General features: G+C 44.1%; 17 protein-coding genes and 1 riboswitch. All 17 genes read right to left on the reverse strand.

The features are described 5' to 3' along the window. Positions 1 to 93 precede the first annotated feature (93 nt). The 17 genes from sigG to B1K52_RS15380 all read right to left on the reverse strand — a co-directional run bounded on the left by sigG (position 94) and on the right by B1K52_RS15380 (position 22,346). Positions 94 to 876, reverse strand: coding sequence for an RNA polymerase sporulation sigma factor SigG (gene sigG, locus B1K52_RS15300; RefSeq protein WP_077309739.1), 783 nt, complete (start codon positions 874 to 876; stop codon positions 94 to 96). A 123-nt stretch (positions 877 to 999) separates the two neighbouring features. Beyond that, positions 1,000 to 1,719, reverse strand: coding sequence for an RNA polymerase sporulation sigma factor SigE (gene sigE, locus B1K52_RS15305; RefSeq protein WP_077309742.1), 720 nt, complete (start codon positions 1,717 to 1,719; stop codon positions 1,000 to 1,002). A 16-nt stretch (positions 1,720 to 1,735) separates the two neighbouring features. After that, positions 1,736 to 2,656, reverse strand: coding sequence for a sigma-E processing peptidase SpoIIGA (spoIIGA, locus tag B1K52_RS15310; protein ID WP_179106571.1), 921 nt, complete (start codon positions 2,654 to 2,656; stop codon positions 1,736 to 1,738). A gap of 181 nt (positions 2,657 to 2,837) precedes the next feature. Continuing rightward, positions 2,838 to 4,007 carry a cell division protein FtsZ gene (gene ftsZ, locus B1K52_RS15315; RefSeq protein ID WP_077309746.1) on the reverse strand — a complete coding sequence of 390 codons (1,170 nt, stop codon included), beginning with the start codon at positions 4,005 to 4,007 and terminating at the stop codon, positions 2,838 to 2,840. A gap of 59 nt (positions 4,008 to 4,066) precedes the next feature. Beyond that, the gene (gene ftsA, locus B1K52_RS15320) at positions 4,067 to 5,350 is read right to left on the reverse strand and encodes a cell division protein FtsA (RefSeq protein WP_077309748.1); all 1,284 of its coding nucleotides are present in this window, start codon (positions 5,348 to 5,350) and stop codon (positions 4,067 to 4,069) included. Between the two features lie 233 nt (positions 5,351 to 5,583). Further along, positions 5,584 to 6,351: a cell division protein FtsQ/DivIB gene (locus tag B1K52_RS15325; protein WP_077309750.1), complete on the reverse strand. Its 768-nt coding sequence runs from the start codon at positions 6,349 to 6,351 to the stop codon at positions 5,584 to 5,586. 436 nt (positions 6,352 to 6,787) lie between these two features. Further along, positions 6,788 to 7,975, reverse strand: coding sequence for an acyl-CoA dehydrogenase family protein (locus B1K52_RS15330; RefSeq protein WP_077309752.1), 1,188 nt, complete (start codon positions 7,973 to 7,975; stop codon positions 6,788 to 6,790). A gap of 1 nt (position 7,976) precedes the next feature. Continuing rightward, positions 7,977 to 9,368 (reverse strand): LLM class flavin-dependent oxidoreductase, encoded by a 1,392-nt coding sequence (locus tag B1K52_RS15335; protein ID WP_077309754.1) that lies wholly within the window; start codon positions 9,366 to 9,368, stop codon positions 7,977 to 7,979. Between the two features lie 18 nt (positions 9,369 to 9,386). Then, positions 9,387 to 10,664, reverse strand: a complete 1,278-nt coding sequence (locus B1K52_RS15340) for an MFS transporter (protein ID WP_218668041.1) — start codon at positions 10,662 to 10,664, stop codon at positions 9,387 to 9,389. A gap of 13 nt (positions 10,665 to 10,677) precedes the next feature. After that, a complete protein-coding gene (ssuE, locus tag B1K52_RS15345) occupies positions 10,678 to 11,229 on the reverse strand; it encodes an NADPH-dependent FMN reductase (protein ID WP_077309756.1) in 552 nt (183 codons plus the stop codon). 92 nt (positions 11,230 to 11,321) lie between these two features. Beyond that, a riboswitch (SAM riboswitch) is annotated at positions 11,322 to 11,428 on the reverse strand. A 191-nt stretch (positions 11,429 to 11,619) separates the two neighbouring features. After that, positions 11,620 to 12,723 carry a stage V sporulation protein E gene (spoVE, locus tag B1K52_RS15350; protein WP_077309758.1) on the reverse strand — a complete coding sequence of 368 codons (1,104 nt, stop codon included), beginning with the start codon at positions 12,721 to 12,723 and terminating at the stop codon, positions 11,620 to 11,622. Positions 12,724 to 12,793: 70 nt separating this feature from the next. Next, a complete protein-coding gene (murD, locus tag B1K52_RS15355; protein WP_077309760.1) occupies positions 12,794 to 14,146 on the reverse strand; it encodes a UDP-N-acetylmuramoyl-L-alanine--D-glutamate ligase in 1,353 nt (450 codons plus the stop codon). After that, a complete protein-coding gene (mraY, locus tag B1K52_RS15360; RefSeq protein ID WP_077309762.1) occupies positions 14,146 to 15,126 on the reverse strand; it encodes a phospho-N-acetylmuramoyl-pentapeptide-transferase in 981 nt (326 codons plus the stop codon). Before mraY ends, murD begins: the two co-directional genes overlap by 1 nt. 88 nt (positions 15,127 to 15,214) lie before the next feature. After that, positions 15,215 to 16,567 carry a UDP-N-acetylmuramoyl-tripeptide--D-alanyl-D-alanine ligase gene (locus B1K52_RS15365; RefSeq protein ID WP_077309764.1) on the reverse strand — a complete coding sequence of 451 codons (1,353 nt, stop codon included), beginning with the start codon at positions 16,565 to 16,567 and terminating at the stop codon, positions 15,215 to 15,217. A gap of 2 nt (positions 16,568 to 16,569) precedes the next feature. Next, positions 16,570 to 18,045, reverse strand: a complete 1,476-nt coding sequence (locus B1K52_RS15370) for a UDP-N-acetylmuramoyl-L-alanyl-D-glutamate--2,6-diaminopimelate ligase (protein WP_077309766.1) — start codon at positions 18,043 to 18,045, stop codon at positions 16,570 to 16,572. 144 nt (positions 18,046 to 18,189) lie between these two features. After that, positions 18,190 to 20,124, reverse strand: a complete 1,935-nt coding sequence (locus B1K52_RS15375; RefSeq protein ID WP_077309768.1) for a stage V sporulation protein D — start codon at positions 20,122 to 20,124, stop codon at positions 18,190 to 18,192. A gap of 83 nt (positions 20,125 to 20,207) precedes the next feature. Continuing rightward, positions 20,208 to 22,346 carry a penicillin-binding transpeptidase domain-containing protein gene (locus tag B1K52_RS15380; RefSeq protein WP_077309770.1) on the reverse strand — a complete coding sequence of 713 codons (2,139 nt, stop codon included), beginning with the start codon at positions 22,344 to 22,346 and terminating at the stop codon, positions 20,208 to 20,210. Between the last annotated feature and the right edge of the window lie 2 nt (positions 22,347 to 22,348).

The raw sequence follows: 22,348 nt of genomic DNA on the forward strand, positions 1-22,348 counted from the left end.
GATGATATGGCAATTATTATAAGTGAAGTAGTTTCTGGAGCGGGGATTAAAGTACATTTCTATATAAAAAAAGACACCTATAAAAGGTGCCTCTCATTCAAACATCTGCTTATTCATTTCTTCGATTGCTGCTTTCTCGAGTCTGGACACTTGCGCTTGGGAGATGCCGATTTCATCTGCTACTTCCATTTGCGTTTTGCCTTGGAAAAAGCGTTTGTTCAGTATCATTTTCTCACGTTCGTTCAAACGATGCATGCCTTCTTTGATCGACAGGTTATCAAGCCATGTTCCATCGTTTTCAGATTCATTTCGCAACTGATCCAAAACGAATATCGGATCTCCGCCATCATTATAAATTGGCTCAAATAGGGAGACCGGATCTTGAATAGCATCCATGGCAAACGTGATGTCAGAAGGCTCTATACCGAGCTCAGCTGCAATTTCTGCTGTTGTTGGATCCTTAGAAGTCTTGGCTATCAGCTGTTCGCGCACTTGTAAGGCTTTATATGCCGTATCGCGTAATGACCTGGATACACGAATCGGATTATTATCCCTTAGGTATCGGCGGATTTCGCCGATGATCATCGGCACTGCGTATGTAGAAAAACGCACATTATGCTTCAAATCAAAGTTATCAATGGATTTCATTAGTCCAATACAGCCTACTTGAAAAAGATCGTCGACATATTCCCCGCGATTATTAAAACGCTGAATCACACTGAGCACGAGGCGAAGATTTCCATTTACGAGTTCTTCCCGGGCTGATATGTCGTTCTCTTGCTGCATGCGAATGAATAGTTTTTTCATTGCATCATTTTTTAGTACTGGCAGCTTCGAAGTGTCTACACCACATATTTCAACTTTTTGTCTCGACATGTTCTCTTTCCTCCCGATTGAAGATACGATCAAGCACAGTATCTCCTCGCGGGAAATTTTTTATGCAGAGACAAAAAGTGCCTGATATTGTCTACGAAGGACAAACACAGGCACCAGTTGGGATTAAAGCATTTTATTAAATTCTTTTTGCAATCTTCTAATAATCTTCTTCTCTAAACGGGAAATATAGGATTGGGAGATGCCAAGCATATCTGCCACATCCTTTTGTGTCATCTCTTCCTGCCCAATAAGCCCAAAACGAAGCTCCATAATTTGTTTTTCTCTATCATTAAGCTGTTCTAAAGCTTTTTTGAGTAGATTTTTATCTACATTTTTTTCTATATCTTTCGTGATAATATCGTCATCTGTACCTAGCACATCCGATAAAAGTAATTCATTTCCATCCCAATCAATATTGAGCGGTTCATCAAAGCTTATCTCCGATTTCAGCTTGCTGTTGCGACGCAGGTACATTAGGATTTCATTTTCAATACAGCGGGATGCATACGTTGCGAGCTTGATTTTCTTTTCTGGGTTAAATGTATTAACAGCTTTAATTAAACCGATTGTCCCAATACTTATTAAATCCTCAATATTGATGCCTGTGTTTTCAAATTTTCTCGCGATGTAAACAACAAGACGGAGATTTCGTTCTATAAGCATAGCTCTTGCTGATTTATCACCTGTAGGCAAGAGCTGCAGCAGTTTGAATTCCTCTTCCTTCGATAACGGGGGCGGCAATGCCTCACTGCCGCCAATATAATAAATTTCCTTTCTCTTGATTCCTAGCTTGACCAGAAGTTTATACCACCAGATTTTGAGCTTCCATACTTTTGTTTTCATGTTTATCTCCCTTCTTTTATCCTGCTTGCGTGCTGGCATCATGTACGAGTGACGGATGCAACAGACAGTGATATCGCCGATCTGCAGTGAGACTGCCGAATTGGATACCAATCCATACCCGATCTGTTGCTACTGATCCTTTATCTAGTTCTATTAAGATAGAATCCGGCTTCAGAACAAGCATCAAAGCTCCTTCCCCATTTACACCTTGATAAGGAACAACCGAAAAATTATAAGGCCAGTTAGCCGGCAGCACATCCAAATCTAGTTCCTGGTTTGCTTGTGACAATAACTCCCACTCTTTCTCTCCGAACCAATTTTGGAGAAAATGCTGATCACAAATCACAACAGGGCGCTTTGTCATCGGATCTGATAAATGATTTCCGCTATCGATAAAGCCTGATGTCTTATGTGTGATGCCATTAATGCTAACCTGAACGTCATGAAGCTGGTCGTAACGAAATTGTTCAAACCGCTGCTTGTCCATTCTGTTTTTCGTAAAAAATAACGCGACTGGAAATGTGACGATAACAAATATCCAGCTGATGTGATCTCCATAACCAGTGCTTACAGTCAAGAAGGAAGAAGGCGTGAATGCTAACTGTGTCTGCAGCATATAATGAACGGCGAACAAACTGCCGCCCACTGCAAATGTTACGAAATAAAAAAGTAACAGTAGTTTGATAAAACGTGCGATGGAGCGATATCCGAAAGCACACCAGATAATAACCATAGAAAACATCAGTTTGCCTATAGGGTGTACTGCGACACTTTCCGGAAAGTAGACAGTCACAGGGACGATGAGAGAAGCAAGGAGTGCACCTAGGAAGACACGCAGCTTACTTACTTGCAATCTCGCAATTGCTTGTGTACTTAAGAGCAGCAGCCAGTCCAAAAATAGATTGAGCGTCCAGACAGCATCAAGATAGATTGTCACACCAGCCCGTCCTTTCATCCTTAATAGATGAAGTTAGTATAACGGAGCAAGCATTCAAAAGCTGTCAGTTTATGCCTGTTACGATCCACTATTTTTATGTCTTTTCCGGGCTTTTTGTCTAACGTTTTTTCGCATAAAAAAAAAGGATAGCATCCATGGATGCTATCCTTTCCCTGATTCCTTATCTTCTGCGGTTGCGGTTGCGAAGGAATGTAGGAATATCAAGTGTTTCCTCTTCCTGCTTGCGCGGCTGCGGTGAAGAAGAAGGTGTCTCACGACGAAGCTCTTCACGCTCTCTTCTTCTTTCTGTGTTCGAAGGCTGCTGCTCTGTACTTTGCGTTTCCTTTTGTACAGGGCGTGCTTTCGGACGCGGCTGGTTCATTGCTTGCTGGATCTGCGTCTCATCAAATCCTGTAGCAATAACTGTTACAACGATTTCATCTTTTAAATCTTCATTAATTACGGAACCGAAAATAACGTTTACTTCCTGGTCAGCTGCACTTGTCACGATGTCAGCAGCTTCCTGCACTTCATACAAGCTCAAGTTCGCGCCACCGGAAATGTTCATCAAGACACCATGTGCACCATCGATGGATGTTTCCAGCAATGGAGAACTGATCGCCTTTTTGGCAGCTTCCGTTGCACGGCTCTCTCCAGTTGCGATACCGATACCCATAAGAGCTGAACCTTTGTCAGCCATGATTGTCTTCACGTCAGCAAAGTCAACGTTGATTAATCCAGGTACAGCAATCAATTCAGAAATACCTTGTACACCTTGACGCAGCACATTATCCGCTTCACGGAATGCTTCCAGCATCGGTGTATTTTTATCAACGATTTCCAGCAAACGGTCATTCGGAATAACAATCAGTGTATCAACACTGCCTTTTAACGCTTCCGTTCCAGCAAGTGCTTGTGTTTGGCGTTTCCGGCCCTCAAAGGAGAACGGACGAGTTACGATACCGACAGTTAGGGCACCAAGTTCTTTCGCTACTTGTGCAATGACAGGTGCGGCACCTGTACCAGTTCCGCCTCCCATACCAGCTGTTACGAAGACCATATCAGCACCTTGAAGTGCCTCTTGAATCTGTTCTTTGCTTTCTTCTGCTGCTTTTCGGCCAACCTCAGGATTTGCACCAGCACCAAGACCGCGCGTCAGTTTTGCACCGATTTGCATTTTCACATCCGCTTTGGATAGATTCAATGCTTGAGAATCTGTGTTTACAGCGATGAATTCTACGCCTTGGACGCCATGTTCAATCATTCGGTTAACGGCATTGCTTCCGCCACCGCCGACGCCGATGACTTTTATCGTTGCTAATGTTTCCATATTTGTGTCAAATTCTAACATCTTAACGTCCTCCTATTTACAATCGTTCTTCCTGTTTTAATGGAAGAATCATGTCTGTCTTAATCGAAAAAGTACTTGAACAGGTTAGCAAACCCTGATTCTTTCTTTTTCTCTTCGCCTTTTTTCTTTTGTGTTTTTGCAGGTTTTGCCGGTCTTTTCTCCGGCTCGTCAAAATCTCCCTCAGATACTGCTGAGAAGATTTCCTTCCCTTGTATTCTCGCATTACGATAAGCAAATTGCAAGATTCCGACAGCGCTGGTAAATTGGGGTTCACGCACGCCTAGATAATCAGGAATTGCCAATCTGACGTTTGCCTGGAAACAATCTTGTGCAAGCTCCAGCATCCCTGGCATCATCGCCGTTCCACCTGTCAGCACATAGCCGCCAGGCAGTTCAGGAAAGCCCATACGCTTGATTTCACTATCAGCATAAGCGTAAATTTCTTCCACGCGGGCTTCAGCAATGTCCGCTACATCAATCTGGGAAAGTGTTTGTTTCTTATTGCTGCCAATCATGGAAGCTTCAAATGTCTCTTCTTCTCTGGCGTCGTCATAAAAAGCATGTCCATATCCCAGCTTAATTTCCTCCGCTTCTTCAGAGGATGTTTTAAGACCAATAGATATATCTTTGCTGATATTCTCTCCGCCAAGCGGGACAACACTTGTTGACATTAGCTGACCATTCCCAAAAACAGAAACAGTCGTATTGCCTCCGCCAATGTCAATCAAACCGACACCTAGATTCTTTTCATCTTCCGAAAGGGCAACAGCCCCTGCAGCTAAAGGCTGCAGACATATATCCATCACTTCTAGGTTGGCCTTCTCGACGCATTTTAATAGATTATGTAAGACTGTACGAGAACAAGTAATAATGGTCCCTTCCATTTCAAGCCGTACACCGAGCATGCCGCGCGGGTCATTGATTCCGTCCAAACCGTCCACGATGAATTGCTTAGGAATTACATCAACGATTTCGCGTTCAGGAGGAATGGATACAACCTGTGCTGCTTCAATTACTCGAGAAATATCCTCATCGTCAATTTCTCTTGTTTCACTGGACACAGCAACTACTCCATGACAGGACTGCAGTTGAATCTGATTGCCATTGACTCCTACTACTACCCGTTCAATCTGCATACCGACCATTCGCTCGGCTTGTTCTACAGCATTGCGAATCGATTGGACAGTCTGATCAATGTCGACGATGGCGCCTTTTTTCAGACCGTTTGATTTTGCAGTACCGACACCGATTATGTTAAGGGAATCTTGAAATACTTCCCCAATAATCACTTTAATTTTTGATGTTCCTACATCTAAGCTGACTAAAATTTCACTGTTGTTCATGTAAGGCACCTCCTAATCCTAGAGACATGTGGCCAAGAAATCATTTTTAATTTTACTCAATTTTTGTATTTGTGTGCAGACACGCATAATTATAACAAATTTCACGAGGAAATTTGCTGAAAAAGCGACATTCTGTAAGAATTTTGCCTATTACTCTAGTAATTGACTCGACTATACCTTATATAGCTCGTTTATTCTACATAAACCGACAAAAATTCTCGGCATTTCTGTACTTACTCGTCTTTTTCTTTTTTCTTTTTAGCAGGTTCAAAATAAACACCTGCTCCCATGTGCAGTACACCATCCACATCGGGATTCAGTTGCGCAGCGATACTCGGGTATGCCTCCATATTGTTGGCAAAAGTCCGAATCGTGCCTTGCACTTCCATTCCGTCATTCATAAACAGCTGAATGACGTATTTGCTATCTTCCGATGGCTTGTAGTGAATCTCTGAAATGAGCTGGGTGATAGACGCTGGAAGCTGATCGAGCTCTTCGGCCATTTCCTCCAAGTACTCATCATCAGAAAAACCATAAAGTATCGGAGCATCTGACTTTGGCTGAGACCATTCCTTCTCTGAAATGCTTCCATTGGCAAGCAGCGCACGATATCTTCCATCCTGCTGCAGATAACCAACTCTGCCAAGTTCCGTTACTTGGATTGTAACGGTTGCGGGAAACTCTCGGCTGATTGAAACTTTCTCGACTTCTTCATTTTTCTGTATTTGGTTGATTGCTTTGTCCTTATCAATTCGCCAAATATTGTCCGAAACAGTAAGACCACTGCTTTGGATAATGACATCATCAGACAGAAACTCGTTGCCTTCCACCTGCAGACGATGAATATCGCTTAATGGAGATTGTAAGTACACGATGATGGAAATCAGTACAAAGAAAATAGATAAATAGAATACAAGTCTTCTATTTGCTTTCTTTTTTCTAGCTTGCTTTAATTTTGGGATACGATCTTCGATGGAAACAATTTTTTTCTTTTCGCTCATTTCCTCTTCTTCCTATGCTGTACAGTTCAAAACTGCTTGTATTGTAATTATAAAATTATAACACATTCATATAGCGGAAGTAGTCTCCAAACCATTAAATTGTCAAATATCCGCTAGTAAAAGGGGTTCTTTACCTAATTACATAAGAAGCCGCTAATTTCCTTCCTCCAAGACGAAGAAATGATAACTTCCTTGCAGGATTTTCTTTCTCATTCTACCATGACATTCGATTGTATGCCTTCGGTTCTGGCGGTCACGGGCTGTTTTTTCATTTAGTAATTTTAGCCAAGTGGTTTAGGACGCTTAGTAAAGACAAACTTAGTAAGAGATACAAGCCTATCATGATACCGTTCAAACGATACGACAGCAGGATAAATTGCTGCAAAATACAGCCAACTACCCTATTACCCCTTTTCACCAAGAAAGAAACCTCTATTTAAGTAGAGGTTTCTTCCCATAAATTATTTGATATCCCAACAAGTTGTTTTGCAAGAAAATCACGCGCCAAGTTGTTAGATGGTCCCATTACCATACCGGCTCTGCTATCTCGGTAAAATCGTTCCAACTTCCCAATCTTATAGCCGTAGCCGCCGGTAATGTCCATGGCAATTTGCGCAATCTCATTCACTGTTTCAGAAGCATGAATCTTAAATGCCAGCAAATCTTGCTGTGTAGAGAGGGCGAGCATTTCTTTGTTCTGAAATTGCAGATCAATGTCGTTACGAAGTTGTTGCAGCCACGCAGCCAATCCTTTGTATTGAATGGCTGCCTTGGCAAGCAATCCACGAATAACTTGATAGTCACTTAGGCTTTTATTCACATCTTGGTGGTGATTTCGCTTCGCATATGCTGTAACCTCTTCTACAATCCCTCCGGCCAATCCTGTCCAGACAGAACCAAGTCCAAGCAAGTAAGCGACACTATGCTCAATAATTGTTCTGCCGCCTCCTTCACCTCCAAGCAAATCTTCCTCTGGTACTCGTACGCCAGCCAGCTTCAGTGATGCGCTATGATTTCCTCTTACCCCAAGCGCATCCCAACTACCCCAGGTTATACCAGGATCTGAACCTTCCATAATAAAATAACTCAAGTCATCTGTTGCTTCCGCTTCTGGCGACCCAGTTTGTACGACATAAAAATCTGCAAAGCCACTGCTTGTCGTAAAGGATTTTTCTAAATCCAGCTGATAACCTCCTGACGTGCGTTTTGCTCGACTGGCGTTAATCCAGTATCTGCCCCCAGATATCCGTTCACTTGTTGATGTTGTACCAAATTTCCCTTCTTGTATTGGCAGCAGCCACTTTTGGTGCTGCGCCTCGGTACCGTGCCGATAAATCGCATCAGCTGCTTCGATGTGCATTGTGTACACAAGGCCAGTGGATGGACAATGCGCGGCAATTTTTTCTGCTACAACAGAGAATTCAGTATAGCCCGCAGCAAGTCCGCCAAGATGCTCAGGAAGCAGAATGCCGTTCAAGCGTTTTGCTGCAAGTGCCAGCATGTTTGCTTTCGGAAAAATCTTTTCCCGATCAAGCTGGTCTGCGGAAGGGGCTATAACCTGTTCAATTACAGCATCAACCAAAGTCCGAATTGTCTCTCGTTTTGTATCTTCTTTATATAGCATGTTACACCGTCTGCTTTCTTGCCTGCTGTACTGCTTTCCCAGCTTGTCGCGCAGGATGACGATCCGGAAGTTTGCTGTTTCCACTTAAATTTTCACGGAGCGTTTTTCCCTCGTATTTCTCTCTAATTCTTCCACGCTTCTGTAAAATCGGGACAACATAATCAGCAAGATCTTTAAATGTTCCTGGTGTAACCGCATAGGCAATATTAAACCCATCGACACCTGTTTGTTCCACCCAATCCTCCATCGCGTCTGCAACTTGTTCAGGTGTTCCGGCGACAACAGGACCAATCCCGCCAATACCGACAAATTCAGCAACTTCACGTACCGTCCATTTTTTGTTAGGATCTATCTTGGTAAACGTCTCTACCGCTGAGTGAATTGCTTCATTCTCTACAAAACGCAATTCTTCCTCTGGGTCATATTCGGAGAAATCGATACCAGTCCAGCCTCCTAGTAAAACAAGTCCGCCTTCATAGCTTGCATAACTGCGATATTCGTTTAACTTTAGCTGGGCAGCTTCTTCTGTTTCTGCCACAATTGGTGTAAACAAGCTCATTACTTTAATTTCTTCCGGATTTCGGCCTTGACGCTTCGTCTCCTCCCGCAGCTTTTCTACATAGCGCTTTGTCACGGTAACCGTCGGTGTACTGATAAACACACATTCGGCGTGCTTAGCAGCAAACGCTCTGCCTTTTGGGGAGGAACCTGCCTGGAAGAGCACTGGCGTCCGTTGCGGAGAAGGTTCGGACAGATGTGCTCCCGGGACTTGATAATACTTGCCGTTATGATGAATGTCATGGACTTTCTCCGGATCAGTGTACACTTTTCGCTCTGTATCGCGCACAACTGCATCGTCTTCCCAGCTGCCTTCCCAAAGCTTATAGCAAACCTCTACGTATTCCTCTGCAATGTTATAGCGCTCATCATGTTTGATTTGTGTATCTAACCCTAAATTTCTAGCTGCGCTTTCTAAGTAAGAAGTGACAATATTCCAGCCTACCCGGCCATTTGTTAGATGATCCAATGTGGATACACGACGCGCAAAGCTGTATGGATGCTCATACGTAACGGAAGCTGTAACTCCAAAGCCTAGATGTTTGGTAACTTGCGCCATCGCCGGTACAACTAGCAGCGGATCATTGACAGGCACTTGAGCTGCCTGGCGTACCGCTCCTTCCCGGGAGCTTTGGTAAACATCATACGTTCCAAGTACATCCGCTAAAAATAATGTATCAAACTGTCCTTTTTCTAAAATCTGCGCTAGCTCTGTCCAATAATCCAAATCCTTATAACGATGTGCTTGATCTTCCGGATGCGTCCATAAACCAGGAGATTGGTGCCCTACACAATTCATGTCAAAAGCATTGAGATAAATTCGTTTCTTTGTCATTTGTTATTCCTCCTTTGATTATCGAACAGCGAGTCCATCGGTCGTCGCATGCAGTTGCGCTTTCGCAGCTGGTTTTAAAAATACTGTTAAACAGAAACTGAGCGCATACATAATGGCAAATCCCCACACAACACCGACAATCCCTAGATAATTGTTAAGAACACCAACAAGTACTGGTCCTACAAACTGACTAGCTCCTGCACCTAAATTGAGTACCGAAATTGCTGCGCCTCGGTTTGCCGGAGCCAATGTAGGCAAGATAGCCGACAGTGGAACAAAAGCTGCAATTGCTGCACCAAAAAGAATGGCATTCAGTGCAAGCAGCGGAATATTTGCCCCGAACGCAACTGGTATATAGTAATAAAGCAAGGAACAAATTGCTGCACCAAAGCAACCAAACCAACGAACAACCCGCAGCCAGCCAATTCGGTCACCGAGCATGCCAAACAAAACCCCCATCACCATATTACTGACAGACTGGATAGCCCAGAGCTGCAACCACTGACTCGTGGTGATATCCAAAAAACTCGTAAAGAAACCCGGCATCACAACGACAAACCCGTACCACCCAGCAGTATTAATGGCACGCAGCAAACCACCTGCTGCAACGCGCGGACTTTCCCAAAGAATCGTTATTCCTTTCAACGCTTCCGCCCATTTATTTCCCTTCACCTGGTCTTGAATTTTAATACCTTGCCGGTCTTTATCATCGACAAGAAACACGCCAAGAACGCCTCCGATAATAATCCAGATAAGGGAACTCCACAGCGTTACCATTTCACCAAAAAACGGAAGAAAAATACTAGGATAGTACGAACCGAGGAACCCGATTCCACCAGCAAACATAAAGAAAAACCATCCCATAGCCGTTGCCAGTTTATGTTTTTCCGTACGGTAAGCAATCCACACGATAAAGGCGAACGCAAACAGTGGATATCCGAAACCACGCAATCCGTACATAAGCACCATCATCGAAAAACTTTCTAGATACAGACCGAAGTAGAGAAAGCCTATTTCAAAGAGCACCCACGTGATGAGACCAAGCAGCATTGTTTTTTTCGGACCGATTACTTCTCCGAGTACGCCGGCAAGCCAAGAAGCTACTGTAAGTACAATGCCATAGGCGCTGAACATAATGGCAGATTGATTAGCAGAAAAACCTATGTCGACAACATACTTTGATAGAAAAGCCTGCTCAATCCCATCACCAGTCATAAACAATAAAATCGCAAGCAGCCCTCCGATAATTTGAATCGGCATACCAAACAACTTCTTTTCCGCTAACGGTATCTGCATAACTTCTCCTCCTTTATTTCACCAAACTAACTGTATCGTTACGGCGGATTGCTTCGATAAGGTGATTTGTCTGTGCCTTTAATCTTGCAGCTGTATCTTCCTCCGCAATCGGCTCTGTTGGGTTGTCTTTTAATATGTGTTGATCACATATATAAACGCCTTGCAGAGACTCACCCTTTAAATTAGCGATAAGTGGTTTTAACGCATAATCTATTGCTAGCAGATGCGCCGGACTCCCGCCCGTCATAATCGGAAGTACAGGTTTGTTGGTGAATATGCCTTGAGGCAGCACGTCCAATAACGCCTTCAGCACCCCTGTATAGGAAGCTTTGTAAACTGGCGATGCGATAATGAGTGCCTTCGCATTCTCAATTGTTTTGCCAGCCACCACGATAGCAGGGCTATCAAATCGCGCATAGACCAAATCCTCCGGTTTAAAATCTGTAATGCTGATTACGTCAGCTGTAAAGCCTTGCTGCTTCACCAGCTCTCCTGCATAGGCTGCTGCTAGCAGCGATCTCGACTTTCGTGATGGACTTCCAGATAAAATAATAATGTCAGACATGTTTCTTCTCCTCCTTTTTTTCGGTTAAAGTGACGAAACGAAAAAAAGCTCTCTTTTCCGAAGAAAAGAGAGCTTTGAAAAAATCGCCCGCACTCTTATCTTCCAAGAAATTAATCTTGCTGGAATTAGCACCTTTCTGACAGTGTCAGAGGTTGCTGAAGCTTCTTCGGGCCAGTCCCTCAGCTTCTCTTGATAAGAACTATATGAAATTAATTTACATGATACGTGGGCTGGAAAGGAAAGTCAATGCAATTGTGCAAATATTTTTAAAATAGTACTTTGCTCATTTCTTAAGGGAAAAGCTCTTTTAACTTAAGGTAAGCATTTTTGTTAGGACTTAAGACTGCCAGTATTATACAGCAGTCTTTGAAACGAATTTGAAAGGAAAGTCTAAAGCTTACTATACCGGCTGACATTCAGTAATATCCCGACAGAACTTAAGGTCAGAGTTAGTGAGGATCCGCCGTAACTTAAAAATGGCAATGTAATACCGGTAACAGGAATCAATCCGGTGACGACGCTGATGTTTATCATCGCCTGAATTGCAATCATACCTGTAATCCCTAAAGCCAGCAGACTGCTAAATCCATCAGGAGCACGGAGCGCTACCTGAATGCCCCGCCATAAAAACAGCAGGAACAAAAGCATCACACCAGCACCACCGATGAAACCAAGTTCTTCGGCCAAGATAGCAAAAATAAAATCCGTCTGGGGTTCAGGCAAATAAAAGAATTTTTGCAAACTGTTCCCTAACCCTAGTCCCATAAGCCCGCCAGGTCCAATAGCGTACAGCGATTGAATGATTTGGAACCCTTCTCCCAGCGGATCTTCCCAAGGATCCAGGAAAGCGGTTATACGCTTAATTCGATAAGGAGCTGACAGGATCAAGGCTGCAAAAGCTCCAACTCCGAGTAAACCGAGTCCGACAAAGTGAGAAATCCTAGCCCCGCTGACAAGAATCATCACCATACAGGTGAGTACAAGGACCACGCCTGTTCCAAGGTCAGGCTGAAGCATAATCATTCCGAATGCAGTAAAAACGAGCAGCAGTGATGGAAGAAATCCTTGCTTTAAGGAAGTGATGTACTTCTGTTTGGCTGATAGATAGACGGCTAAGTAGATGATTAAGCCAAGCTTCGTAAATTCGGAAGGCTGGATACTGAATGCTCCGATTCCGATCCAGCTTCGGGCTCCGCCTCGCACCATCCCAATGCCTGGTATGAGAACGGCGATAAGCAAAAGGAAACAAATGAGCAGAAGCACTTTCGCATATCGGCGCCAATTCTCGTAATGCACCCTGGAGATGATCAGCATTGCAGCCAGTCCCACCCCGGCAAACAATAACTGTCGCTTAGCAAAGAAAAAACTGTCACCGAATTTATAGCCCGCCCAAATTGCTGAAGCACTGTAAACCATAATGATACCGACTGTCAGTAAGCCGCCAATAGAGAAAAGCAACAGCCAGTCCGTCTTTGGAAGATTACTTTTACGCAAAGAAAAACCCCATTTCCTTGATTGGAATTGGGGGTCCGCATGCAGCGAAGCGGCTGAGCAGGACAAGCCCCTACTCTAATGTATGCACCGCTTCTACAAACATGTTTCCTCTTTCTTCAAATGTTCTGTACTGATCCCAACTTGCACATGCTGGGGACAGCAGGATCACATCACCGCTCTCAGAAAGACGATAAGCGGCTTCCGCTGCTTCTTTTACGTCTTTTACATACTCAATAAGCTCAATACCGGCCAAATAAGCAGTTTCCCGCAGCTTTTCAGCTGTTTCACCAAATACGACTAAAGCTTTCACATGATCCATGAATGGGACAAGTGTTTCAAACGTATTACCGCGATCCAATCCGCCGGCAAGCAGAATAGTCGGCTGCTCAAACGATGATAAAGCTTTAGACGTGGCTAATATATTGGTAGCCTTGGAATCATTGTAAAAAGCTCTCCCGTTCAGATGCTTGATATACTGCAATCGATGTTCCACGCCTGAAAAAGTCTTCAATACATGCTGAATACCTTCATTCGTAGCTCCAGCAAGCTTTGCAGCAGCTACTGCTGCAAGAATATTCTCCAGCTGATGGCCCCCTACAAGCAAAATATCTTCCATAGCAGCCACGGCTTCGTCTTTAAAATAGACATGCGTCTGATCATACCATGCTCCATCAGCAAGCTTCCTGGAACCAGAGAAAGGAACAAGCGTCGCCTTTGCATCTTTGACAATATGCTGCAAACGCTCATCCTCTGCATTATAAACAAGATAATCTCCCGCATCTTGGTTACGGAAAATATTCGCCTTCGCTTGTTCATAATTTTCTAAGGAATGATGGTAATCTAAGTGAGCTTCAAAAATGTTCAGCATGACGGCAATATGAGGTCGGAATTGATCAATTCCTTGCAGCTGGAAAGAGGACAGCTCCAAAACAAGTCGATCATCTTCGGTTGTTTTGTTCGCCACTTCTGATGCTGCAGTACCGATATTGCCTGCTACATATGTACGCACTTGACTTTCCTTGAGCATTTCATATGCAAGTGTTGTTGTTGTTGTCTTGCCGTTCGAACCAGTAATACCGATTAGTGTTCCTTTATGAAGCAAACCAGCAAGCTCTACCTCCGTCAAGACCGGAATGTTTCGTTCAATTGCTGTCTGCACGATCAGATTTTCGTAACGGATACCTGGATTCTTGATGAGGACATCCATTCCATCGAGGAGTTCGATTTCCTGCGGTCCAAGCTTCACTTCCGCTCCCTTTTGCTCCAGAATCGTTACTAACTCATCCTGATTGGAAGCATTTAAATCACTAACGCGTACACTGCGTCCATGCGCTAGCAAGGTGCTGGCAGCTGCAAAGCCGCTCTTCGCCAAACCAAGCACAAGAACGCGCTTATATGGGAAGTGCGTCTCAAAATCAGACATTATAATCCCACCTTCATGTACACGCCGATGACAGCGAATAGTAGTCCTACAGCCCAGAATGTAGTAACAACACGCCATTCAGACCATCCGGACAATTCATAGTGGTGGTGAAGCGGGCTCATCTTAAAGACCCGTTTCCCCGTTGTCTTAAATGAGATTACCTGAATCATGACAGAAAGTGTTTCGATGACAAACACACCGCCAATAACGATTAACAAAATCTCCATCTTTGTCAGAATGGCAACAGCAGCAATTGCACCGCCAAGCCCGAGTGAGCCTGTGTCTCCCATAAATACTTTTGCAGGGTGCGCATTAAACACAAGGAATCCGAGCAAAGCCCCGACAACAGCCAAAGCAAATACAGTTACCTGTGTTTGTTGTACGTCATAATACGCGACTACAGCGAATGCTCCGAAAGCGATTGCTGCGGTACCTGCAAGCAGTCCATCCAGTCCATCGGTCAAGTTGACTGCATTGGATGCACCAACCAGCATAACAAGGATTAAGAAGAAATAACCCCAGCCAAGATCCCATTGAATCGACGTTCCGGGAATTTGTATGTAAGTACCGAAATCATTGTAGCGAAGCAATGCATAAAAAACGATTGCAATAATAATTTGTCCAAGCATTTTTTGTTTGGATGTTAGCCCAAGGTTACGCTTCATCGCAACTTTGATGTAATCATCCAGGAATCCAAGTAAGCCATATCCGACTAGCACAAACAGAAGAAGCCATGTTTCTAAGCTAATCTGGATACCTCCGATTGCATGCATAATCCATGTTGAGGCGACAATGCTGATGATGATCATAACGCCGCCCATTGTCGGTGTACCCGACTTCTTCATATGGGATTTAGGTCCTTCCTCACGAATACTCTGACCGAATTTCAATCTGCGTAGAAATGGTATGACTATTGGAGAAATAAGGACGGTGACGATGAATGCTACCGCAATTGTCACAAGTAATAGTGCCACGTTCATTGTTGTTTCCTCCTTTAAAAAAGCACCCGTCCAATCATTTCAAGATGCTAAGAAAAGCATCTGTTTTGGCGTTTCTAAATACCAGCTATTAATTTTCTTTCATAATGCCAATTGTGTCAAGTATGGATTCCAGCTTCATACCGCGGGAGGCCTTGAGCAGCACAATTGTATCTTCCTGCAGCAGTGGCAGAAGTGCTTCTGCCAAAGAAGCCTTATCTGAAAAGTGGGCACTTTGAATAGATTGATCTGTTATTGCTGCTGAAATTTCTTCTGCATCTTCGCCAATTGTGAAAACATAAGCCGATTTTGCTGTAATTACGTCAGCAATTTCACGATGGTAGCGTTTAGATTCAGCACCAATTTCGTAAATATCCCCAAGTACAAGAATTTTCGTTTCAAACGGAAGTTCCTGTACTGTCTGGATAGCAGCTTTCATGGAAGTTGGTGATGCGTTATATGCATCATTGATAATCTTGCTTCCATTTTTTCCTTCCAGCTGTTCCATCCGCATCCCCGTCATTGCCGGAGCTTGTAATGCCAGTTGGATTTGATCCTTACTCACACCAAGTTGTGTGCCGAGTACAATTGCATAGCCTGCATTTCGTACATTATGCGCACCTAGCAAAGAAAATGAGTAACTTTCACCATTAACAGAAAAAACTGTTGCGCTGTCGCCTGTCTGTTCAATTACCAACTTCTCTGTGTTCTGTTCTCCAAAACCGCATGTAACGGTATTTTCTTTCCCGTGATGGAAATCTAGTAATGACTCGTCTCCATCAATAATCAAGATTGAGGTTTCTCCCATTCCGGCAGTTATCTCACTCTTCGCCTTGGCAATACCTTCTCTGGAACCGAGAAATTCGATATGGGACTCTCCGATATTCGTAATGATTGCATAGTCTGGCTGTGCAATGCGGGACAATAACTCAATCTCGCCAAAGTTGCTCATGCCCATTTCCAATACGAGCACCTCACAAGATGGCTGCATGGACAAAACCGTGAGCGGCAACCCAATATGATTGTTGAAATTCCCCTTTGTCGCGAGCACTTCATATTTCTCATTCAGTACACTCGTTACAAGGTCTTTTGTCGTTGTTTTACCATTTGAACCGGTAATACCTACAACAATTGGATCAACTGCTTCCCGGTGAGCCTGTGCCAGTTTCTGCAAAGCTTCCAGTGTATCATCAACAAGAAAGAGCACAATTGCAGAAGCTGCCTGCGGGACCGGTACGGAACGGTCCCACAGTGCTGCTGATGCCCCTTGTGCTATTGCCTGTTCGATAAAGTTATGGGCGTCAAAACGCTCCCCGCGAATCGGAACGAAAAGACTGCCTGGCGCATCTTTTCTGCTATCGGTATTAACTTGGCTGATTGCAAATTCCTGCTGCTTTGTTGCATCAGGGAATAAACTGTATAGAAACTCACTTGAAAATAGCATTTTTATTCTCCTAATCCCGCATGTTTTATTGCTTCCGCAGCAACGAGGCGATCATCAAAGTCCAGTACTTGATCTCCTACAATTTGATACGTCTCATGACCTTTTCCGGCAATAAGAACAATATCGTCCGCTTCTGCAAGCTCTACTGCACGCTTAATTGCTTCTGCCCGTTCAGGCACAACAACATATGCTTGCTCGTCTAATCCTGCAATCATGTCTTCCATAATCGCATGCGGATCCTCTGTTCGCGGATTATCAGCTGTAAAGATAGCTGTGTCGGAATATTGTACAGCAGTTCCGGCCATTAACGGACGTTTTGTTTTATCACGGTCTCCGCCGCATCCTACTACTGTAATTATCTTACCCTTCACGAATGATTTTATCGTAGTCAGTACATTTTCCAGTGAATCAGGCGTATGCGCGTAATCGACGATAACCCCAAAACGCTGACCAGCCGCAACCGGTTCGAATCGTCCTGCTACCCCAGTAGTCTCACACAGGGCACTGCAAATTGTCTCAAAAGGCACGCCGCTGCATAAAGCTGCACCAACCGCTGCAAGCATGTTGTATACGTTGAATTTGCCCATCAATTTGCTGTGGATCGTTGCCTCGCCTTTAGGCGTGTGCAACCGGAAAGATGTTCCATTGGCCGCAAGCTCAATGTCAGTAGCCATAATATCGGCTTGCTTTTCAATCCCATAGCTGCAAACTGGCTGTGCCGTCGATTTAATCAAAGCGTCCGCATAACGATCATCTGTATTGATAACCGCAAATTTCGGCTTATTCGAGTCAAACGTATTGCCTAGCTGGGAGAATAACAAACTTTTCGCATGGAAATAATCCTCAAAGCTATTATGGTAATCCAAATGGTCTTGAGACAAATTCGTAAATACAGCAACATCAAGATCTGTTCCGTGCACCCTTCCCATATCCAAGGCATGGGAAGATACCTCGATAACTGCCGTATCTACACCTTGGTCAACCATTTTCCGGAAGCCTTTCTGCAGGAATAGTGCGTCAGGTGTTGTATTTTTAACCGGATAAGTTTCCTCTTTAATTTTCATCTGAATTGTGCCAATAACCCCAGTCGCTTCCGCATTAGCTCGGAAAATACTCTCCAACAAGTAGGTCATGCTCGTTTTTCCATTGGTGCCCGTAATCCCAATGATACGCATTTCTTTTGATGGGTGTCCATAAAAGTGAGTTGCCAATGCAGCCGAAGCACGAAGCGTGTCCTTTACAAGGATAACAGGTACATTCACATCAAGCGGGCGTTCCGCGAGAATTGCTGCTGCCCCTTGTTTCTCTGCTTGACTGGCAAATCGGTGTCCATCGACAAGCGCTCCGTTTATACAAATAAATAGATTGCCAGATTCGACATTCCGAGAATCAATCGTCAAGCCGTTAATGTTGATTTGTTCATGTTCCGCCTGCGGTTCATAGAATGGCAGTGCGGATAATAGTGCTGCCAGTTTCAAAATTGCCACGTCCTTCATTTATCCTTACGAAAAGATGTTTGATTTTATAAGGCTGCTTATCAAAAGACCTTATTATACTAATCTTGATTTTATACCAAACACCATTATACCAGAATTTATGTCTGCAGGAATGGTTCATCCGATTTATTCCGGCGGGTTTTCCGACAAATACAATCGTACTGTTGATCCTGCCTCCACCTTTGTGCCTGCTTTCGGCTCTTGATCAATAATAAAGTCACCAGAACCGCTTACTTCTAATTGGAGCGTTGTGTAGTATTCTGTTAGCTCCCGTTTCTTCATCCCAATGAAGTTTGGCGCTTCCAATGGCGGTTCCTCTGGCCAGCTGTACGATTTCTCAAGTCCGTCTGTCTGTGGCTCCACCCCCATAGAACGCAAGCTGTCTTCCAAGATATCTCCTACTATCGGTGCTGCTACTTTTCCGCCAAATTGAATCGTGTTCTTCGGGTTATCAATAGCGAGATAGACAACAATTTCCGGATCATTTGCTGGCGCAAATCCGATAAAAGATAGGATATAGTTGTTATCCATGTATCTGCCGTTGGTGCCAACTTTTTGTGCTGTCCCAGTCTTGCCGCCAATGCGGAAGCCTTCGCGATAAGCACCACGCCCTGTCCCCTTCGCCACAACTGTTTCCAAAGCTAAGCGGACCTGTTCGGACGTGTCCTCTGATACAACGCGTCGCTTCATCACCGTCTCAGTCGCCGTTTCTGTCTTATTTGTTACAGGATCTTTCCACGACTTGGCAATATGCGGCTGATACAGATAACCACCATTGATTGCAGCTGATACGCCCATCACCTGCTGGATAGGTGTGACGGAAACTCCTTGACCGAAAGCGGTAGTTGCCGTTTCTACTGCGCCGATTTTGTCTGGGTTGAATAAAATTCCTTTTCCTTCTCCTTGCAGATCAATTCCTGTCTTTTCCCCAAATCCGAAATTCTTAATATACGAAAACAAGCGGTCCGTGCCGAGCTTTTGACCTAATGAAACAAAACCCGGGTTACAGGAATTTTGCACGACTTCCAAATACGTCTGGTCGCCATGTCCGCCTCGCTTCCAGCAATGCAGCGTAGCTCCATCCACTTTTATCGAACCACTGTCGTGAAAATGGTCTTCTTCCAGGTCAACAACTTTCTCTTCCAAAGCTGCGGCGAGTGTAATAATTTTAAATGTACTCCCTGGTTCATACGAACTCCAAATTGGTAAGTTTCGGTTATATGTGTCCGGGTCTGTTTCTTTGTATTTCTCTGGGTCAAATGACGGACGGGAGGACATTGCCAAAATTTCTCCATTGTCCGGATCAACCGCCAATGCGATGGCGCCGTCTGGATTATACTTTGCTTCCGCATTGTTCAGTTCTCGCTCCACAATCGTTTGGATATCCGAATCAATTGTCAGCTGCAGATTTTCACCGTCGGTTGGCGGCTGATAGACATCTGCCATATCCTCCAACCGGTGTCCTTTAGCATCAGAGAAGAAGGACAGACTGCCCGCTTGTCCGCTCAGCTCTTCATCATAATATGCCTCCAGCCCCATCAAGCCTTGGTTGTCGATACCACTGAAGCCAAGTACATGAGATAAATAGTCACCGTTTGGGTAGTGGCGCTTAGAATCTTTGGCAATATAAACCCCTTCCATGTTCAGCGCCTGGATTGCTTCTGCCTGCTCTTCAGTTATCTTCCGTCCTTCTGGATGAATTCTCTCAATTGAAGCTTTCTTGGTCACATGCTGCATAGCCTTGTCCTTTTCCATCCCAAGTATTTGCGAAAGCTTTGTTGCTGCTTCCTCTGGATCTTTAATTTGACGCGGTACGACCATGACAGTTGGTGCCGATACATTCTCCGCCAGCACATCCCCATTTCGATCTAAAATTCTTCCTCGTTCCGGTTCGAACGTAATATTTCGGCTCCAGGAATCCTCTGCTTTGTCCACTAAGTCTTTGCCAAGAACAAATTGGACATATGCCAACCGGATTCCAATAACAAGGAACACGATAAAAGCCAAAATAAAAACAGTGACTAACCGCTTGCGCATCGTAACATTGGATACTCTTCTCATACAAATCTCTCCCTCATACACAAAGGTAGGCTTGTATCCATGTTATGACGGTACGCAAGTGGATAGACCACTGTTCGTTATCCTTATGTCGAAAATTCGACAGCAAGGTAGTCGTTTTTATTCAGTTTTGTGCCTTTTTTGATGCTTTGTATCTTCGCATAACCGCTATCGATCGTTTCCACATCAAGCTCCAGCAGTTCGCTTAACTCTAATACTTCTCGCATCGACCAGCCTGTAATATCCGGCATCGTCGGCTTATCGGTTACAATAAGCGCACGCTGCCCTTCAATCACTTTCTCTTCACCGTCTACACTCGTCTTGGCAACATCATCTCCGTCACCAATTACGACGACTTCCATGCCAGCATTTTCGAGCGCTTTCTTGGTTGCGCGAGTGGACATGCCGTCGATATTAGGAACTCGTTTTTCCGTAATTTCTTCCTGATCGCTCGTCTGATCAGGGCTAATATCCATATAATGCAGCGCATTTTCCATTACGTTTTTAAAGATAAACGAAGTAGGTGCAGAGTCTGCTTCACTCGCTTCCAATTCTGGCTGCAGAACTGACACATACATCACTAATTCTGGATCATCTGCCGGAGCCATGCCTAGGAAAGAAAATAGATAATTCCCCTTCCCTCCCATATAACCGCCATTAGGTGACGGAATCTGTGCCGTACCAGTTTTTCCTGCCACACTATAATCGTCCAGTTTATACGGCTTTCCAGTTCCATGCTCGGAGGTAACCACTGACTCGAGTATCTTCAGCGTCTCATCCGCAGTTTTTTTGGAAATTGGGTTGCCTTGTACTTCTGTCTTCTTCTGTTCTACTACTTTGTCTGTATCCGAATCGACTATTTTGTCGATAATATGCGGCTTTATCATCTTGCCATCATTAGCAATAGCCGTAGCTGCTGTGATCATCTGAATTGGAGTTGCCGTAGTACCTTGTCCAAATGAAGTACTAATTTTCTCCGACTGGTAGTTGTACAAAATCGTACCAGGTATCTCTCCCGGCAAATCAATGCCTGTCTTTTGATCAAAGTTGAATTTTTTCAGATAATCCAAGAAGGTATCTTCGCCGATCTTCTTATCCACGAGATTCGCAACCATGACGTTAGATGACCGCTGCATACCTTCTAAATAAGAGATTGAACCCCAGCCTTCACCGTTATTCCAGTCCTTAATTGTAGCTGTATTATCCACTTTGTACGTACCAGACTTATATTTTTCTTCCGGATTCCATTTCCCTTCCTCTATCGCAGATGCTACCGTAAACATCTTCATTGTAGAGCCAGGCTCCATTGGATTGGAGATGCTATCATTATACCAGTTTTCGACATTTTCCGGATTGTTCGGGTCATAGCTGGGCCGGTTGCTCATTGCGACAATTTCTCCGGTTTTTGGATTCATGACGATGGCACTGACTTTTTTCGGATTGTACTTTTTGTCAACTTGCGTGAGGGTGTCTTCCAGTAATGTTTGGATTTTCTGATCAATCGTCAAGTAGACATTTTTTCCATCATGAGCGGCCTGCACTTGTTCATTCGGGTTGATTAATTTCGTCCCATAACCATCGCGCTCATAAGATATCTTGCCGTCTTTGCCAGCGAGCTGTTCATTGAGCTGCTGTTCAATACCTGTCAGCCCAGTGATAACTCCATCTTTTCGCTGTGCCAATCCGATGATTTGGGAAGCAAAGGTTCCATTCGGATAGAAGCGCTTCGCTTCTTCTGTGAATTGAATGCCAGGTAAGTCAAGTTCCTCAATCTTTTTCTTTTGATCTTGTGAAAGGCCGCTTCCTGCAGCACCGAATTCTACTTGCCATAAATCGTCATCGATGCCCTTCTGCAGGCGTTTCTCTAAATCTGCAGCATCTGCTCCTATTATGGGAGCAATTTCTTCAGCTGTTTTGTCCACATCGGTCACATGAATTGGATTATCTTTATCTGTGGAGTATTCTTCCGTAACGATGGCATAAATAGAATAAGTTGGCTGATCGTACGCCAACTCCATTCCATTGCGGTCTAATATCTTCCCACGAGTTGCTTCTAACTTATACGCATCGGTTCGTTTATCTGCCGCATACTTTATTAAATTTTTCCCTGCCACTTCCCCAGAGGCCTGGATGAATAAAAAGCGTCCAGCTAAGACAAGAAAGAGCACGGAAAAGATAGATAATAGCGTAATCGCCATCTTTTGTGTCGTCTTGTTCTTTTTCATAG

The sequence above is a fragment of the Terribacillus halophilus genome, assembly GCF_900162685.1.
GTDB lineage: Bacteria > Bacillota > Bacilli > Bacillales > Amphibacillaceae > Terribacillus > Terribacillus halophilus_A.